The organism is Pseudoalteromonas sp. APC 3893, from assembly GCF_030408095.1.
Classification (GTDB): Bacteria; Pseudomonadota; Gammaproteobacteria; order Enterobacterales; family Alteromonadaceae; genus Pseudoalteromonas.
The window spans coordinates 317705-334828 of record NZ_JASDCD010000002.1; the positions used below are offsets into that span (position 1 = coordinate 317705).

The 17124-nt window shown below is 39.4% G+C and carries 16 protein-coding genes and 2 pseudogenes; 11 read left to right on the forward strand and 7 right to left on the reverse strand.

The window, feature by feature from the left end; translation table 11 throughout:
- Window positions 1-2 precede the first annotated feature (2 nt).
- Window positions 3-530, forward strand: a pseudogene (locus QMA12_RS22190) (ATP-binding cassette domain-containing protein); the annotation flags it as partial.
- Here the strand turns inward: QMA12_RS22190 and QMA12_RS22195 are convergent.
- A pseudogene (locus QMA12_RS22195) lies at window positions 531-787 on the reverse strand (acetyl-CoA C-acyltransferase); the annotation flags it as partial.
- A 204-nt stretch (window positions 788-991) separates the two neighbouring features.
- Window positions 992-1201, reverse strand: a complete 210-nt coding sequence (locus QMA12_RS05470; RefSeq protein WP_087534178.1) for a hypothetical protein — start codon at window positions 1199-1201, stop codon at window positions 992-994.
- A gap of 79 nt (window positions 1202-1280) precedes the next feature.
- Between QMA12_RS05470 and QMA12_RS05475 the strand changes: the two genes are divergently transcribed.
- Together QMA12_RS05475 and QMA12_RS05480 are read left to right on the forward strand one after the other, a co-directional pair.
- Window positions 1281-1787 carry a GNAT family N-acetyltransferase gene (locus QMA12_RS05475; protein ID WP_290209007.1) on the forward strand — a complete coding sequence of 169 codons (507 nt, stop codon included), beginning with the start codon at window positions 1281-1283 and terminating at the stop codon, window positions 1785-1787.
- Window positions 1788-1901: 114 nt separating this feature from the next.
- Window positions 1902-2156 (forward strand): MetJ regulator of methionine regulon, encoded by a 255-nt coding sequence (locus tag QMA12_RS05480; RefSeq protein WP_290209008.1) that lies wholly within the window; start codon window positions 1902-1904, stop codon window positions 2154-2156.
- A gap of 192 nt (window positions 2157-2348) precedes the next feature.
- Here the strand turns inward: QMA12_RS05480 and QMA12_RS05485 are convergent, their stop codons facing one another.
- The 3 genes from QMA12_RS05485 to QMA12_RS05495 form a co-directional block, all read right to left on the reverse strand.
- Window positions 2349-4085 carry an AMP-binding protein gene (locus tag QMA12_RS05485; protein ID WP_290209009.1) on the reverse strand — a complete coding sequence of 579 codons (1737 nt, stop codon included), beginning with the start codon at window positions 4083-4085 and terminating at the stop codon, window positions 2349-2351.
- A 196-nt stretch (window positions 4086-4281) separates the two neighbouring features.
- The gene (locus QMA12_RS05490; protein ID WP_087534174.1) at window positions 4282-4728 is read right to left on the reverse strand and encodes a DUF3010 family protein; all 447 of its coding nucleotides are present in this window, start codon (window positions 4726-4728) and stop codon (window positions 4282-4284) included.
- A gap of 146 nt (window positions 4729-4874) precedes the next feature.
- A complete protein-coding gene (locus QMA12_RS05495; RefSeq protein ID WP_290209010.1) occupies window positions 4875-5309 on the reverse strand; it encodes a hypothetical protein in 435 nt (144 codons plus the stop codon).
- Window positions 5310-5567: 258 nt separating this feature from the next.
- Here QMA12_RS05495 and thrS point away from each other — a divergent pair, with 258 nt between their 5' ends.
- From thrS to QMA12_RS05525, 6 genes are all read left to right on the forward strand, one after another.
- Window positions 5568-7478 (forward strand): threonine--tRNA ligase, encoded by a 1911-nt coding sequence (gene thrS / locus QMA12_RS05500; protein ID WP_290209011.1) that lies wholly within the window; start codon window positions 5568-5570, stop codon window positions 7476-7478.
- 59 nt (window positions 7479-7537) lie between these two features.
- Window positions 7538-8098, forward strand: a complete 561-nt coding sequence (gene infC / locus QMA12_RS05505) for a translation initiation factor IF-3 (RefSeq protein ID WP_087534172.1) — start codon at window positions 7538-7540, stop codon at window positions 8096-8098.
- 211 nt (window positions 8099-8309) lie between these two features.
- Window positions 8310-8510: a 50S ribosomal protein L35 gene (rpmI, locus tag QMA12_RS05510; RefSeq protein ID WP_004587840.1), complete on the forward strand. Its 201-nt coding sequence runs from the start codon at window positions 8310-8312 to the stop codon at window positions 8508-8510.
- Between the two features lie 15 nt (window positions 8511-8525).
- Window positions 8526-8888, forward strand: coding sequence for a 50S ribosomal protein L20 (rplT, locus tag QMA12_RS05515; protein WP_008110477.1), 363 nt, complete (start codon window positions 8526-8528; stop codon window positions 8886-8888).
- 162 nt (window positions 8889-9050) lie between these two features.
- Window positions 9051-10124 carry a histidine kinase gene (locus QMA12_RS05520; protein WP_290209012.1) on the forward strand — a complete coding sequence of 358 codons (1074 nt, stop codon included), beginning with the start codon at window positions 9051-9053 and terminating at the stop codon, window positions 10122-10124.
- On the forward strand, window positions 10121-10945 hold the full coding sequence (locus QMA12_RS05525; RefSeq protein ID WP_290209013.1) for a LytTR family DNA-binding domain-containing protein: 825 nt from the start codon (window positions 10121-10123) through the stop codon (window positions 10943-10945). The genes QMA12_RS05520 and QMA12_RS05525 overlap by 4 nt, the downstream gene beginning before the upstream one ends.
- Before the next feature lie 97 nt (window positions 10946-11042).
- Here QMA12_RS05525 and pyk read toward each other — a convergent pair whose 3' ends face one another.
- Window positions 11043-12479, reverse strand: a complete 1437-nt coding sequence (pyk, locus tag QMA12_RS05530) for a pyruvate kinase (RefSeq protein WP_087534169.1) — start codon at window positions 12477-12479, stop codon at window positions 11043-11045.
- Window positions 12480-12847: 368 nt separating this feature from the next.
- Between pyk and gndA the strand changes: the two genes are divergently transcribed.
- Entirely contained in the window at window positions 12848-14221 is a 1374-nt protein-coding gene (gene gndA / locus QMA12_RS05535; protein WP_290209014.1) for an NADP-dependent phosphogluconate dehydrogenase, read from the forward strand.
- Window positions 14222-14336: 115 nt separating this feature from the next.
- Here the strand turns inward: gndA and QMA12_RS05540 are convergent, their stop codons facing one another.
- Window positions 14337-14849 carry a DUF2062 domain-containing protein gene (locus tag QMA12_RS05540; RefSeq protein WP_087534185.1) on the reverse strand — a complete coding sequence of 171 codons (513 nt, stop codon included), beginning with the start codon at window positions 14847-14849 and terminating at the stop codon, window positions 14337-14339.
- Between the two features lie 21 nt (window positions 14850-14870).
- On the opposite strand from QMA12_RS05540, the gene QMA12_RS05545 reads away from it, so the two are divergent.
- Window positions 14871-17093 carry a DNA internalization-related competence protein ComEC/Rec2 gene (locus tag QMA12_RS05545; protein WP_254911249.1) on the forward strand — a complete coding sequence of 741 codons (2223 nt, stop codon included), beginning with the start codon at window positions 14871-14873 and terminating at the stop codon, window positions 17091-17093.
- The last annotated feature ends 31 nt before the right edge of the window (window positions 17094-17124 follow it).

Here is a 17124-nt window from a genome sequence, read left to right on the forward strand (position 1 = left end):
ATGTGTCAACACCTACAGCAATTAATCAAACATCACCAATAAAATCTCAACGCCCTGAAAATATCAATAATTCTGAATTAAATAATGCTCTAACCGCTAAAAGCGAAGCCATTATTGAAGTGAATTCGCTAAGTTTTAGCATTAAAAACAACGCTATTTTAAAAAACTTAAACTTTACTGTGGGCTCGGGTGAAATTTACGCGTTACTTGGGGGGAAAGGGGCGGGTAAATCAACTACGTTAAAAACGTTATTGGGTTTTAATAAACCCACGTAAGGCTCAGCAAAAGTAGCGGGTAAAGAGGTTACACAAGCACTAGATTTTGTACGCGGAAAAACAGCGTATTTGCCATAGCTGGCAATTTTATACCCGCATTTAACCGCGTAGCCATGCAAGAAGGTACGTGGGAGCGTCATATGGAAACTTACTCTAAAGGCATGAGGAAAAAAACCTCAATTGCATTAGCCATTTTACGCGAAGCCCCTATATTTACTTGATGAGCCAACATCGGGCCTTGACCCTGTTGCCATTATGGCTGCTAATTGATAGCCCTGCATCTAAGCCTATAACTCTTGATAGATACGCCTCCTTTAGCCCATTGTGGATCACTTTGCCCAAATACAAGCACCAATTTGAACAGGTGATAGTTTAGCTCTGATTATGGCTTCTTTTGCGCATAGCGTGCCTAGTTAAGCTGGCGTGAAATTTTTAAGACTGCCGCCAAAGCCACCGATGGCGGTACGTACCGCATTTACAATTACTACGCTGTGGGTACTTATTGTTGTCATTGTGATCACTTACTTGGTTAGCAATATGCGTCTAAACACTGATTAAGGTATTAATAAAACCACAATTTACCTTGAATCAAAAGGGGAGGAATCTTTTCGCTGATTATTAACCAAGAGTATTGGATGTTTATCCAAAGCACATATTGGAGTAGAAAAATGACTGAAATTACACGATAGCTAATGTCTCAACATGTGCTCAGTGAATTAGTTAGAAGCTTTGTTGAGCTCTCTTGCTGCTTGGTTTGGTAACAGTACTTCAATAATTTCTCTTGCAGGGAGGGTGTAACGTACACCGTCAAACATCACCGAAGTGAATTCGTCGATACTGGTAATGCCTGTTAGTGTCCAGCCTTCACCTCTTTTTGGGCAGTATACAGTTGTTGTTGGTTGAATAACTTTAAATTCTTCACTCATAGTAGTTACCTTAATACTTGTTAGTTGGCTATCTTAAGGTAATAATTAGCTTTGATAAAGTTTATTAACCCTTTTTACTATGCAAAATCCTGTACTTTTAGAACGAGTCTCTCTTAGTTTAATTGCCCATAAACATGCTCCAGCACTTTTAGCTATTTTAACGCAACCCCAAGTCGCAAAATATAACGATTACGCGTTGCCTCTTAGCAGAGAGGAGATTAAGCAAATTATCCAAAATGACATATCAAGTTATTACAATCAAACAGGTTTACGTTTAGCTATTTCAAATAACATAGGTGATTGCCTCATGGGCAGTGTTGGTTTTTATGATATAAATGATGCACAAGCTTGGTTAGGTTTTGAATTATCGCACCAATATTGGGATCAAGGCTATATGTATGAGGTTTTAATTAACCTGATCAATAAGCAGGGTTACACGAATTGGTTGGAAAACCCTATTGCGACAATTTTTGCTCGAGTCGCAGCTGCTAACTGCAAATCTATACAGTTGTTAACTAAAATTGGCTTTCAGCAAGTCGACGATGATACTTGGCGCTTCGCTATTAAGACCTGTGTAGCAGGCTAATTTTAACGGCTAAATTAATTCGTACCTAAAAACTTAGTGGTAGAATGAATATTTGCTTTAATAGACTATAACTTAGGTATTACTAGCTAGTTATCATTTGTTGGTGGTCAGTTTATGGAAACATTCAGGTTAGTTATTCTTGTTTTAGCATGCCTTAGTATTCTGTTTGGTTATTTACGTTTGCTCAGTGATGACAATGGTAATGTGGATTTAAATAATTACCGCTTTACGGGTGGTATTGGTAAGGTTCTTACTGGTGTATTTGAAGGTACCCTTGATTTATGTGCTCGCGAGCTCTCTACAGAAGCTATCTGCGCAATAGCAATATACATGGGCGTGATACTTTTTGTACTTGGTTTTAACATTTAATATATGAAATAGTAATTACCAGCATAGCGACTTTATTAGACTGCGGTATATCGTTATTTATAAGTTTAATGCGGCGAGAGGGTTTCGGTTTATCGAATGTAAAAATTTGAGGAGCTAATTAAAGCCCCTCTATAAAGCATAAAAGGCTGAAATAATTATATAACCCTAATGCCTAATCTAGCAGGAGCATTCTTAAGAAAAAGCAGTTTCTTTTATGTCTTGTTGCATTTGCTCGCGCATTTTAAATTTTTGTAGTTTCCCAGTTACTGTCATTGGATACTCATCGACAAAGCGGATATGCTTGGGGATTTTGAAGTAGGCTAGTTTGTCTTTTAAAAATAAACGAATAGCCTCTTCATTAAGCACAGCTCCTTCACTTGGTTGGATCCAGGCACAGACTTCTTCACCATATTTTTCATCACTAATGCCAAATATAGCGGCGTCTTGTATACCTGGGTACGTATAGAGTACTTCCTCGATTTCCCGCGGGTAAATATTTTCACCACCCCGAATAATCATGTCTTTAATTCGTCCTACAATGGTAACAAAGCCTTCTTCATCCATGACCCCTAAATCGCCAGAGTGTAACCAGCCTTCATTATCAATAGTCGCGGCGGTTTTTTCTTCATCGTTCCAGTAGCAACGCATAATTCCTGCGCCTCTACTGCATACTTCACCTGGGAGGCCAATTTGTTGAATTTCACCGACTTCATTAATAATTTTAACTTCAGTGTGGGCTAAGGCGCGGCCTACTGTACTTACTTGTTTTTCTATCGGAGAGTCTGTTTCGGTGACATTGTTTATAGGGCTACATTCTGTTTGACCATAGCCAATCACTACCTCTTCCATATGCATTAATGTGTGTACTTTACGCATGACCTGCTCAGGGCAGGTTGACCCAGCCATAACACCAGTGCGTAAGCTAGACAGGTCGTAATTAGCGAAGTCTTTATGCTCAAGTTCTGCAATAAACATAGTTGGCACACCATGCAGTGCTGTGCAGCGTTCTTTTTCAACAATATCGAGTGTGGTTTTTGCGTCAAATGAGTCACTTGGAAAGACTGCGGTGGCCCCTTTACTAATACAAGCTAAATTACCCAACACCATACCAAAGCAGTGATACAAAGGCACTGGAATACAAAGTTTGTCTTTTGCTGTTAGCTTCATCGCTTCGGCCATTAAAAAACCATTGTTAAGAATATTTTTGTGCGTAAGAGTGGCCCCTTTAGGGTTACCTGTTGTGCCTGATGTAAATTGTATATTGATATCCTGATCAGCATTAAGAGTTGCAGCAATAGCGTCTAGTTCATATTTATGCGCAGAGGTCGGCATTGATAAAACATCTGCAAAACTGAACATACCCGGCGCTGACTCGTTGCCAATACGAATTATATTTTTAAGATGAGGCAGGTTATGGCTATTTGTTTTTCCGGCTTCGGTGTTTTCAAGCTCAGGGATGAGTTCGTTAAGCATTGCAAGGTAATTGCTCGCTTTAAAACTAGACGCTGTGATAAGCGTTGAACACTCGACTGTATTGAGCGCATATTGTAACTCGTTGGGTCGAAATGCCGGATTGATGCACACCATGATTGCGCCAATTTTCGCTGTAGCAAATTGGGTTAAAGACCATTCAAGGTTGTTAGGAGACCAAATACCAACTCTGTCACCCGGTTTTACACCTAAAGCCAGTAAACCTTGTGCTAACTGATTAATCTGCTGCTGGTATTCTTTATAGCTGAGTCGAACATTTTGGTGGCTTACAATGATAGCTGGGTGTTCTGGGTTATTGTCGACAATACTGTCAAGGTAGTCACCAATTGTTTGATTAATTAAAGGGGACGACTGTGATCCTTTATAGTAGCTTTGTTGTAATGGTAAACTGTTCTGTGTAACTGAGCCAAGTTCAGTGGCGGTTTTACTTACTTGCATGTGTGTGCTCCATGTCATCGTGTGAGAGTGTACAATGTTAGAAAAGCATAAATTGTCGACAAATGAAAGTAAGTTAAGACCAATGTCTCTATTATTATTTGTTAAAAATAAAAAACGCGAGGAACAAAACACTCTGGAAGTGGTTTATTCTCTCGCGTTTTAATGTCTAGGTTGTAAAAATTAGTTAGCTATTTTTTTATACATCATCACTACGGTATGTTTTACGCATAATATAAACATAGGCGTTAATAAATGCATTTTCTTGGTATTTTTTAAGGCCAGTATCTTCAAAATCAATAGGCACTGGGTTACGTTTAAGTTGCTCTTTAATTGTGGTCGGGCTAAAAACTTGCACGTCAAGGTTTTCAATTAGCTGGATAGCAGTTTCCATTTTGAAACCTTTTGCACTACCTGCGAACTTACCTTTTGGCTGGCGCTCACGAATGGCGACAGAATCAATTTGATAATCTTGCATTAATTTAGCAAAATCAAACTGAAATTTACGCATGATCTCTGTGTCATTGCCATTACCAAGGGTAAAGCGTGTTTGACGTACATCGCGAATATCAAATACGTCGTTGTCTTTACTTAAAATACACAGGAGCACGTCGCTACCTGTTATTTCTACACCGCATGTTCTCATTAGTTTTTCTCTAAAAATCTAGTTACTGTCATTATATCAATTAACTTTATTAAAAGCAGTGCATTTAATAAATGATTTCGATGCCAATTCCACCGTGGTCGCTTGAGCAAATATCTTCTGCCATTTGATCTGGCTTTAAGTGATCATTAAAACTTAAATAGTTCAATGAGGTTATTTTTGATAGCACATTGGTTATTAAAGTGGCCAGATAAAAGAATGTAATCAAGTACGTTTGCTCTGCCACGATAATAGTGGCTCGGTGCTCGGGCTTTGTTTTGCTGATGTTGCTCACTTAAACTAAATGCATCGGTTAAGCCAACAATAGGTTGTGCTAACTCTTTACATGGCTCGCAACTGATAGGATGAAAGCCTTGTGTCATAAATGATAGAGCAGGGCTATCTATAGAGTCATTAAAGTCACCGATAACGATTGTTGCACAGTTTTGCTCTCGTTGGGTTTTAAGGGCGTCGTAATAGATAATTGATGCCTCTAGTGAGCGAGAAATTTGCGATTGCATCATACCCACTGTTTGCTGTAATAAATTGAGGCTTGCGATACGTATCGATTTTTGACAACTCATAATGATTTCTCACAGCAAAAATTAGTCTAAGTATGAAATGCGCGGCTTATTTGTCAATTTGTCGGGGTAAATACTTGTATTTCACTGTTTCAGGCGCGACAATAGTGCCGCACTTAGCAAGACTCAACAGGTGCATTAACCGTAAATGGTTAACGATAACAATGCTTATTCGTAAAAGTGTTGTGGAGTTACTTATTTTTAATTTATTTAAATACATGTGATGCATTGTAGGCGTCACCACTGTACAAAGGATTTATAATGCCAGTTATTACCCTCCCTGACGGCAGTCAGCGTAGTTTTGAAAACCCAGTTAGTACTCTTGATGTAGCCAACGATATCGGCCCAGGCCTTGCTAAAGCGACCATTGCTGGTCGTGTTAATGGTGAGCGTGTTGATGCATGCGATTTAATTTCTGAAGATTCGCGCTTAGAAATAATCACCGCTAAAGATGACGATGGGTTAGAGATCATTCGTCACTCATGTGCTCACTTAATAGGTCATGCTGTTAAACAGTTATTCCCTGAAGCAAAAATGGCAATTGGCCCAACAATCGATAATGGTTTTTACTATGATATCGATATGGAACACTCACTAAGTCAAGAAGACTTAGATGCCATTGAAAAGCGCATGTTACAACTTGCTAAAACAAACTACGACGTAGTGAAAAAAACCGTCAGCTGGCAAGAAGCGCGCGATGCATTTGAAGCGCGCGGCGAAACATACAAAATTGAAATCTTAGACGAGAATATCGCCAAAGATGACCGCCCAGGTCTGTATCATCATGAAGAATATGTTGATATGTGCCGTGGCCCTCACGTACCAAATATGAAATTCTGCCAACACTTCAAAATTATGAAAGTGGCGGGTGCTTATTGGCGTGGTGATTCAGAAAACAAAATGCTACAACGTATTTATGGCACCGCTTGGGGCGATAAAAAACAACTCAAAGCATATTTAAAGCGCTTAGAAGAAGCTGAAAAACGTGATCACCGCCGTATTGGTAAAGCACTTGATTTATGGCACTGGCAAGAAGAAGCGCCAGGCATGGTATTTTGGCACAACGATGGTTGGAGCATTTACCGTGAGCTTGAAGAGTTTGTACGTGAAAAACTACGTGAGTACCAGTACGAAGAAGTAAAAGGTCCAATGATGATGGACCGCTCGTTATGGGAAAAATCAGGTCACTGGGATAAATATTCAGATGCGATGTTTACAACTGAGTCTGAAAAGCGTGAGTATGCAATCAAGCCAATGAACTGCCCAGGTCATGTGCAGATTTTTAATCAAGGTTTAAAATCTTACCGCGATTTACCACTTCGTATGGCTGAGTTTGGTTGTTGTCACCGTAATGAACCGTCAGGCGCATTACACGGACTAATGCGTGTTCGTGGTTTTACCCAAGATGATGCCCACGTTTTCTGTACAGAAGACCAAGTGATGGATGAAGTATCATCATGTATTAAAATGGTTTACGACACGTACGAAACGTTTGGCTTTGAAAAAATAGTTGTTAAGCTTTCGACACGCCCTGAAAAGCGTATCGGCGAAGACGAAATTTGGGATAAAGCCGAACAAGCGCTGGCTGATGCACTCAAAGCAAATGACATCGAATTTGATTATTTACCGGGTGAAGGTGCCTTCTACGGTCCTAAAATTGAATTTACTTTGTACGATTGCTTAGACAGAGCGTGGCAGTGTGGTACAGTGCAACTAGATTTTGCATTACCGGGTCGTTTAGGTGCTACCTATGTTGCTGAAAACAACGAACGTCGCACACCCGTAATGATTCACCGTGCTATTTTAGGGTCAATTGAACGCTTTATTGGTATTTTGACCGAAGAATATGCAGGTTTATTCCCAACGTGGCTTGCGCCTAAGCAAGTGGTGATTATGAATATCACCGATAAACAAGCGGATTATGTGCACGAAATTGTACAAAAATTAAATAAACTTGGAATTAGAGCCGCTGCTGACTTGAGAAATGAGAAGATTGGCTTTAAAATCCGAGAACATACATTAAAACGTATTCCTTACTTACTTGTTGTTGGCGATAAAGAAGTTGAACAACAAGAAGTGGCAGTACGTACTCGCACAGGTGAAGACTTGGGCAAATTTAACGTTGATGATTTCGTAGCTAAAATTAGTGAAGAAATTAAAAATCGACAATAAAAATCCGGTGTGCAGGGCATTAACACAACTGCAAACTGCACACTTATTATTTGATATTCTTGGAGGAACGTACCATTAGAGGCGGCAAGAAAGGGCAACAAACAGCTCAAAAAAATCGTATCAACGATGAAATTACAGCTAAAGAAGTTCGTTTAATCGACATCGACGGCGAGCAAGCTGGCATTCAAACATTAAGAGATGCGCAAGCTATGGCTGATGAAGCAGGTGTTGATCTAGTAGAGATCAGCCCAAATGCTGAGCCGCCTGTGTGTAAGGTCATGGATTACGGTAAGTTCATCTTTGAAAAAAGCAAAGAACTAAAAGAACAGAAGAAGAAACAAAAGCAAATCCAGATAAAAGAAATCAAATTCCGTCCGGGTACGGATGAAGGTGATTATCAGGTTAAGCTTCGTAACTTACGTAAGTTCTTAGAAGCGGGTGATAAAGCTAAAATCACTATTCGTTTCCGTGGCCGTGAAATGGCGCACCAAGAAATTGGTATCGAACTACTAAACCGTATTAAAGCTGATTTAGAAGAACTTGCACAAGTTGAGTCTTTCCCAAATCGTGTTGAGGGACGTCAAATGGTTATGATGATGTCTCCTATTGCTAAAAAGTAATAAACGAGCTAGAATACGCACCGAATTTAGCTCAGGTCTACAAGTAATATGCAAGTATTCACCTGAGTTAACCGGTTTTAAAGTAAAACTGCAGCATTTATGTTGGGTTTTCACCGGAATATGGCAGTAAGTTAGGCCTAAAAGTGGAGCTATAGCAATATATCTCACGCCTGCTTACTAATTTTAAAGCAATACATTTGGAGTTATTGCAATGGCTTATAAGCTAAAAAGTCACAGAGGCGCTGCTAAGCGTTTCAAGAAAACTGCTTCTGGCGGTTTCAAGCGTAAACAAGCGCATCTTCGTCATATTCTGACTAAGAAAACTTCTAAGCGTAAGTTACACCTACGTCCTAAGATGATGGTTCATAAAAATGACCATGGTCTAGTTTCACGTATGTTACCATTCGCTTAATAGGGGTTTTTAGAAATGGCAAGAGTTAAACGCGGCGTTGTCGCACGTGCACGTCACAAAAAAGTTTTAAAACAAGCAAAAGGTTACTACGGAGCACGTTCACGTGTTTACCGCGTAGCTTTCCAGGCTGTTACAAAAGCGGGTCAATACGCTTACCGTGACCGTCGTGCTAAGAAACGTACTTTCCGTCAATTATGGATTGCACGTATCAATGCTGCTTCACGTCAAAATGGTCTGTCTTACAGCCGTTTTATCAATGGTCTTAAAAAGACTTCTGTAGAAATCGATCGTAAGATCCTTGCAGATATCGCTGTTTATGACCAAGTTGCATTCGCAGCACTTGTTGCAAAAGCAAAAGAAGGCCTAGCGGCAGCTTAAGCTTTTACATATAAGTAGTGAAAAGGAGCCTGAGGCTCCTTTTTTTGTGCCTGTAAGAAAGTACTTTTGCGGTAAGCCTCTTGAAAAGCAAGACAAGAAGTAGTGATCATTACCTTGCTAAACCGATATAATAATTACAAATAATTGAGGTAAAGATAAATTTTGAATTGGCAATCATTAGTCGATAACCGTCAACGTTTTTTCTGGGTATTACAAGTAGCCGGTTGGATTGGTTATGCGCTGGTAAATTACATTGGCTCCAAAGTATTTGAAATGCGCGATATATACGTTTTTGTTATTGTGCTAAATGCGTACGCGGGTTGTTTAATGACTGTGCCACTTCGTTATATGTATCGCAAGGCATGGAATGCATCTCCTTGGATACTCATGTTAGTGGTATTTAGTGCATCTTATGTTACTGGTACATTGTGGGCGGTTGTGCAAAAGTTTAACTTATGGGAAATATACCGCCATGGCTATAGACCCAATGAGTGGTTTTATTATTTCCAACAAGGACTTGATTCGGTTTACATCATTTTATGTTGGAGTGGTTTATATTTTGGCATTAAATATTATCAGTTACTACAAAGTGAGCGCCAAAAAGCATTAAAAGCCACCACAATGGCCCACGAAGCACAATTAAAAATGCTGCGCTATCAGCTTAATCCTCACTTTTTGTTTAATACGCTCAATGCTATATCTACACTTATATTGGTAAAAGAAAATAAAGATGCCAACTTGATGGTATCAAAATTGAGTGACTTTTTACGTTATACACTCAATACCGACCCGATTAAAAAAGTCCCCCTCGAGCAAGAATTACATGCGTTAATGCTGTATCTTGAGATAGAGCGAGTACGTTTTGATGAGCGTTTGAAAGTAAATATAGATATCAGCGATGAAGCAAAGCATGCATTGGTGCCAAGTTTGATATTGCAACCGATCATCGAAAATGCAATTAAATATGCCATAGCTCACTTATCTGAGGGCGGTGAAATTGACATCAAAGCACAAGTTTTTGCTAATGAATTATTATTGGAAGTAGGCGATAATGGACCAGGTACCGAGCTACTCAATGGTCAACTGGTTAATTCACAGGGGGTGGGTGTTGCAAACACCAAAGACCGTTTGAAAACCTTGTATGAGAATAACTATTCGTTTGTGTTATCACACAATACGCCAAGTGGATTAAAAGTGAATCTGCGCGTTCCGTTTGAAAAGGCTGTTAAGAAATGAGCAAAATTAAAACCCTGATTGTCGATGATGAACCGTTAGCCCGTAGAGGTTTAGCGGTAAGGCTTGAAGAGTTTGACGAGATAGAAGTCGTTAAGCTGTGCAGTTCAGGCCAAGAAGCCATTGATGAATGCCAAGCAGGGCAAATAGATTTAGTTTTTTTAGATATTCAAATGCCAGGTATGAATGGTTTTGAGGTTGCACGCGCACTCAGTGAAAGTGTAAGAGCATTACCTGCTATTGTATTCGTTACGGCATTTGATCAGTTCGCGGTCAAAGCATTTGAAATACATGCTTTAGATTATATTCTTAAACCAGTCGATGACAACAGACTAAAACAGGCGGTAGAAAAAGTGCATACCTACTTAAAAACGCAGCAAGACAACGCCCATAAAAAGAAATTAGCGAGTTTTGTAGCGGGAATAACCGGTAACAATTGCGAAGAGATCTTAAAAAAATTAGCAACTGGCGATACCTTGTCAGATAAACGTTACCCAGAATCATTAGCTGTAAAAGAGCAGGGTGAAATTATTCGTGTTCCTGTAGCGACTATTCAATGGGTTGATGCGGCGGGTGATTATATGTGTTTGCACTGCCAAGATGGCCAGACTCACATACTACGTAAGACCATGAAAGAGTTAGAGCAAGAGTTAGATCCACAATTATTTGTGCGGGTTCACCGCAGTGCTATTGTTAATACAAAGCAGATCAGTAAATTGGTCACCCAAGTAAGTGGTGAGTACCTGTTAGTGTTAGATAACGGGCAAGAGCTAAAAGTGAGCCGAAGTTATCGCGACAAAGTGAAAGCTGCATTAGCAAGCTAGTATTGCTCAAAGCAAGTTAGTTTATAGGCGATTTTTAGTTAATAAAAAACGCGGGCATTTGTGTGCTCGCGTTTTTTGATTTGAACTAATAGTTGAATTAAGCCACTGTGACTATCTTCATGGTGTTAGTTGCACCAACAGTTTCCATTGCATCACCATGAGTGATGATCACTGTATCACCTGATTTTAATGAACCGGCAGCCACTAACGTATTTAGCGCATCTTTTACCATGTTATCTTTTTCACATTGTGTCGAATCGAAGAACACTGGGTATACACCACGGTAAAGTGCTGTTTGTCCTAATGTACTTGCATGACGAGACAGTGAGAAAATTGGCAAACCAGAGCTAATACGTGACATAAGTTTAGCTGTGCTGCCTGACTCTGTTAATGTTACGATTGCTTTCACTGAATCTAAGTGATTAGCAGCGTACATTGCAGATAGTGCGATTGATTCAGCGTTTGATGAAAAACGACTGTCTAAACGGTGTTTTGATACATGGGTCTCTTTTTGTGATTCAGCACCTAAACAAACACGTGCCATTGTTGCAACGGTTTCTTCAGGGTAATCACCGGCAGCAGTTTCAGCTGAAAGCATTACCGCATCAGTGCCATCAAGTACAGCGTTTGCAACATCCATAACCTCAGCACGCGTTGGCATTGGGTTATCAATCATTGATTCCATCATTTGTGTTGCAGTAACGACCGTTCGGTTTAACGAACGGGCACGACGTATAATCAGCTTTTGCTTACCCATAAGCGCAGCATCACCAATTTCAACCCCTAAATCACCACGTGCAACCATGACTGCATCTGAAGCAAGTACGATGTCATCAACGGCTTCAACGGTTTCAACAGCTTCAGCACGTTCAATTTTAGCAAGTAATTGTGCTTTAGAACCAGCAGCTTCTGCAAGTGAGCGTACATAACGCATGTCATCACCACTGCGTGGGAATGATACGGCGATGTAATCAACATCTATTTCAGCAGCTGTAAGTAAATCTTCTTTATCTTTTTCAGTAAATGCAGGGGCTGTTAAACCACCACCTAAACGGTTGATACCTTTATTATTCGATAAAACACCGCCAACAGTAACCGAAGTGTGTACTAGGTGGCCTTCAACACTTTCTACTGTTAATTGAATTAAACCATCGTTTAATAAAAGTAGATCGCCAGGTGATACATCTTGTGGCAATTCTTTATAGTCGATACCAACGGCATTTACATCGCCTTGGCCTTTTTCCATTTTTGCATCAAGGATAAACTTAGCACCTACATCTAAAGTTACTTTACCTTCTTTGAAGGTAGAGACACGAATTTTAGGGCCTTGTAAATCGGCTAAAATTGCGATGTGCTTGCCTAAATTTTTTGCGATATCACGAACAGCTTGTGCTCGGTCTTTATGATCTTGGGCTACGCCATGTGAGAAGTTCAAACGCACTACGTTTGCACCAGCACGGATTATTTTTTCTAGGTTGTTATCACGATCGGTTGCAGGTCCAAGGGTAGCGACTATTTTTGTGCGTCTAAGCATCAAATTCTCCTGTAGGCTTACAAGGTAAGCAGGTTGACGGTTATATTCGTTTTTAAATATTTGTGTTTATACACAAATATGGGGTTTTAAGGCAGTGTGAACACATTATATAAACAAAGTGTTATTTAATTGCTGCCAATATTTATACAAAATTAATATTACGACATTATGACACCGGTGTCAGCGTCAGTCAATGTTCTAATTGATGTTAAATAATCCCTGTGATGCGCGTTGTTTGATATAATACCTAGGCGTGTATTTAGAGCGGTTACTTTAACTCAGGCTCGCATTTTTGAGCGGCTTGGGTATAATGCGCGCGGTATTATTTTCATTTACTAACCAATAGTTGTTACCGAGGAGGACACTAAATGCAAGTTGCATTAGTAGGGTTAGGCGTTATGGGTAAAAATCTGGCTCTAAACCTGATAGAAAAAGGGCTGACACTCGTAGCTTATGATAAAAACCCCGATGCGGGCGAAGAGTTATTAAGTTGTGCTAAATCTCAAGGCATGGCGGACCGTCTGCATATTGTGTCTGATTTAAATGACATGGTTAAAAGGTTAACAGCACCTCGTTCAATTTTACTGTTAGTACCTGCTGGTGAACTGGTTGATAAAGTGTGTACTGAACTAGTAGAAGCTGGCGTTGATTGTAACGATATTATTGTTGATTGTGGTAACAGTAACTACAAAGATGGCATAACTCGTAAATTAAAGTATCAAAACAAATTTGAGTTTGCCACTATGGGGATTTCTGGCGGTGCCGAAGGTGCACGTCATGGGCCAGCAATGATGGCCAGTGGATCAGAGGGCGGTTGGGAGCGTGTCGAGCCATGGTTTGAAAAAGTGGCTGCCAGTTACAAAGGTGAGTCATGTTTTGCTCGAGTAGGTCAATCAGCAAGCGGCCACTTTGTGAAGATGGTTCATAATGGTATTGAATATGCTTTGATGCAACTTATCGCTGAAATGTATCAGTTACTTCGTTTAGGAACGAACCGTTCACCAAAAGAAGTAGCAGCTATTTTTGAGCAGTGGGCAGAAGGCGACTTAAACAGCTATTTATTATCCATTTCTAGCCATATTTTATCTTTAGAAACAGACAATGATGAGTCATTAGTTGATTTAATTGACAATAAAGTCGGTGCTAAAGGCACAGGTCTTTGGACTGCACAAAACGCTCTAGAGCTTGGTATTGCCGTTCCATCGTTAGTAGCGGCTGTGCAAGCTCGTCACTTAACTAACACCTGTGATACTCATGCTGCAAAAGAAATGACTTACGCTGCAAAATCTACCACTGAGGTTAAACTTGATTTAGATGAGCTTAAAGATGCATTTCTACTGGCTAGTTTATTGGCTTATCGCCAAGGTCTTGCGTTAATCAAAGGAGCATCACGTGCGCATCAGTGGAAAGTCGATTTATCGAAAACGCTACAGACATGGCGTGCTGGTTGTATTATTCGTGCCGATTACTTAGATAATATCGCACAAGGTGTCGAGTTTATTGATACACTTGAAAAAGAAGCTGTTTCATTACGTAAAATCACCGGTCAAGCAATGATGACAGGCTTAGCATTCCCAGTGTTAAGTTCTACACAGACTTATTTTTCAACACTAACAACCCCAAGCAATGGGCACTTAGTCCAAGCTCAGCGTGATTATTTTGGTGAGCATGGCATTAAAACCCATGGTGGTGAAATCTGTCATTTAACTGATTTAGTCGAGATTGACGCTAAAGTACGTTAATCAGTTTTAAAGCTCTAGCATCGCGGAGTCTACTAAAAAGCCAGCTAATTTAGCTGGCTTTTTTGATTTGTTCTATATTTGGTACAAACGTAGCGTTTGACTATAATTTATTAACTTAGTCTTTTATGTGACGATTTAGCCATGCTTTACGTACTGAGCGTCGCCAAAGTAAATCAATGCCAAAGTAGCCTATTACCGAAGCGGCTGTTGCACATATCACAGAACCCAATAAAAACGCAGGGCCAATAGTGGTAAGGCTTTCGATGAACCATTGCCAACTTGGTTCAAAAGCAAAGTGTTGCTCAGGCTGTCCAAGTGCAATGGTACCAACTAAGTATGAACAATAAAAAATAGGCGGCATTGTTAATGGGTTGGTGATCCAAACAACGGCAACAGATATAGGCAGATTGACCCTTAAAGGAATAGCGAGCGCTGCGGCTAAAACCATCTGAAAAGGAACAGGGATGAAAGCAAAGAATAAACCGACAGAAAATGCGCCTCGCGCGGAACGTCGATTTAGGTGCCATAGGTTTGCATCGTGGAGTAAACGGCCAAAAATTTGTAAAAATTTATGCTGTTTAATCGTATTGTGATCGGGTAAAAACCGTTGGATCGTTTTCTTAGCCATTTAAAGCAACCATTTACATCAGTGTGGTTAAGCATTGGGTTTGTTATTGGCTGCGTTACAACCGTTTTTTATTATCAGACCCTTGTATTTACTCTCTTAACATTATCTATAGTGATAACGAGCGTGTATTTTAAGCCGTTTTTGCCCGTATTGTTAGGTTTTATTTGCGGGATTTTAGCTGTTTGGGTACATTTTTCATGTTTTTATGCAATTTCTTATTCCAGTGTGACTGAAAATCAATCAAGAATCGTGACATTTGATGTTGTTGAGATTATTTCTAAGCGTGATAACTATTATTTAAAAGCGAAACTTCATAACCCACGAAACATAATTAGCTTTAAAGCTCCACAGGCATTAGTGAGTCTAAAAACCGGTGCAGACATCGCTATAGGTGACAGAATAACGACTCGGCTTAAATTAACTAAGTTCCGCAGTCAAAAAAATTTTCATGGCTTTGATAGAGAGCGTTACTCGTTTAGTCAGCGGTTATTTTTTAAGGCAAAACAAGCTTCCTCATCTTTACAAATAATAAAACCGAATAAAGTCAGTAGCATTCAAGCATATCGTCATTTTATTAAAGCCACTTACGATGATACTCAGATGAGTTGGCTTTATTATGCTCTATTGACTGGGGATAGAGCGTTAATGTCGTATGAACAAAAACAAACCATACAACAGTTTGGTTTAAGTCATTTGTTAGCTATTTCTGGTTTGCATATTGGTCTGATGTTTGGCATTGGATATTTTATCACCAAGCACATAGTGCATGTTTTTATAACTTTTATAAATCAAACCGTTAATCTTTCACTCATTTATAGCACAGGAGGGTTCATTTTAGCGTTTTGTTATGTGTATTTAAGTGACTTTCTAGTTTCAGCCACGCGTGCGTTAATTATGTTGGGGTGTTATTTGCTCGTCTATTTTTATTCTAAGCAAGCTTTAAAGTGGCAGAGTCTATTATATGCACTGGTACTTACTTTAGCAATTGATCCATTTAGCTTGCTAAATCCTGGGCTATATTTTTCATTTTGTGCCGTTGCGATTATTTTTTTAATCTTAAATAAGTTATCGAGTTTTCGTGGTGGTTTTTTCGCATTATTGAGAAATTTAACTGTTATACAATGTGCGCTGTTTATAGGTTTACTACCATTATCTTTATATTTTTTTAATGGAGTTAGCTTAATCGGTTTAGCAGTTAACTTGATTGCGATCCCTTTATTGAGTTTTGTGATCATGCCATGTTTAGTACTGTTTACCTCGCTTAGTATTTTCATCAGCATTGAGCCAATAATTCAAATTTTAGATAGCTTATTAAACCTCTGTTTCAGCGCTCTTTTGAATGTCCCAAATGAATACCGCTGGCTTAGTTCGCATACCTTGAGTTTGGTGTTAGTGCAGACATTTTATCTTAGTGGGATTATTTTCTATCTCTTACCTACAAAAAAAATATTGGCGTTAATTCCTTTGTTTCTAGCGCTAGTTGATACTCTTTTGCAAGTAAAGCCTACTTGGCAACTCGATGTGTTTGATGTGGGCCACGGCACTATGGTCTTGATAAGTAAAAATGCTAAAGGCTTTGTTTATGATTTAGGGCCTATCTATTTTAACCAATATACTCGTGTCCATTCGTATTTGTTACCCCACATTCAAAACAACGCAATTACAGTTGAGCATTCTGTGGTAAGCCATATGGATAAAGATCATGCAGGGGGACTAAAGCCATGGTTAGCACAGGGGTATTTAGAAACGTTTAATTTATTACAACCCAACGGGCCTGAGCAAGGGTGTTTAGCTAAACAGTTTAGGTTTCAAGGTTTAGATTTTACAGTGAGCAAAAACTTAGGGAATTTTACTTCGGATAATGATAACTCATGTGTGATCCATATATCAGATGGCGCATTCAGTGTGTTGTTACCTGGAGATATTACAATGCAACGTGAACATGAATTAATCAAGCAAAACGAACATTTAAAAAGCACCATATTGTTAAGCCCTCATCACGGAAGTAAAACATCATCAAGCGACGAATTTGTGAATGCTGTAAGCCCACAGGTTGTATTGCATTCAACATCTTATAAAGGGCAGTGGGGTTTACCCCATGAAGAGGTTGTAAAACGCTATCAAAAAAAACACGCTCAGCAGTATTCAACAGCTATACATGGCCAAATTAGTATCAAATTTTATCAAAATGAATACAAAATTGAATACGCACGCGCACAAAGTTATTGGTTTCTAAAAGATTGAGTTTAGTTTTGTGTTGCTGGAGGCTACAATA

Excerpts from the sequence above, each read along its gene's own strand:
- QMA12_RS05470 (WP_087534178.1), bottom strand. The coding sequence starts at position 1,201 with ATGAGTGAAGAATTTAAAGTTATTCAACCAACAACAACTGTATACTGC.
- QMA12_RS05475 (WP_290209007.1), top strand. The coding sequence starts at position 1,281 with ATGCAAAATCCTGTACTTTTAGAACGAGTCTCTCTTAGTTTAATTGCC.
- QMA12_RS05480 (WP_290209008.1), top strand. The coding sequence starts at position 1,902 with ATGGAAACATTCAGGTTAGTTATTCTTGTTTTAGCATGCCTTAGTATT.
- QMA12_RS05485 (WP_290209009.1), bottom strand. The coding sequence starts at position 4,085 with ATGCAAGTAAGTAAAACCGCCACTGAACTTGGCTCAGTTACACAGAAC.
- QMA12_RS05490 (WP_087534174.1), bottom strand. The coding sequence starts at position 4,728 with ATGAGAACATGCGGTGTAGAAATAACAGGTAGCGACGTGCTCCTGTGT.
- QMA12_RS05495 (WP_290209010.1), bottom strand. The coding sequence starts at position 5,309 with ATGAGTTGTCAAAAATCGATACGTATCGCAAGCCTCAATTTATTACAG.
- thrS (WP_290209011.1), top strand. The coding sequence starts at position 5,568 with ATGCCAGTTATTACCCTCCCTGACGGCAGTCAGCGTAGTTTTGAAAAC.
- rpmI (WP_004587840.1), top strand. The coding sequence starts at position 8,310 with ATGGCTTATAAGCTAAAAAGTCACAGAGGCGCTGCTAAGCGTTTCAAG.
- rplT (WP_008110477.1), top strand. The coding sequence starts at position 8,526 with ATGGCAAGAGTTAAACGCGGCGTTGTCGCACGTGCACGTCACAAAAAA.
- QMA12_RS05525 (WP_290209013.1), top strand. The coding sequence starts at position 10,121 with ATGAGCAAAATTAAAACCCTGATTGTCGATGATGAACCGTTAGCCCGT.
- pyk (WP_087534169.1), bottom strand. The coding sequence starts at position 12,479 with ATGCTTAGACGCACAAAAATAGTCGCTACCCTTGGACCTGCAACCGAT.
- gndA (WP_290209014.1), top strand. The coding sequence starts at position 12,848 with ATGCAAGTTGCATTAGTAGGGTTAGGCGTTATGGGTAAAAATCTGGCT.
- QMA12_RS05540 (WP_087534185.1), bottom strand. The coding sequence starts at position 14,849 with ATGGCTAAGAAAACGATCCAACGGTTTTTACCCGATCACAATACGATT.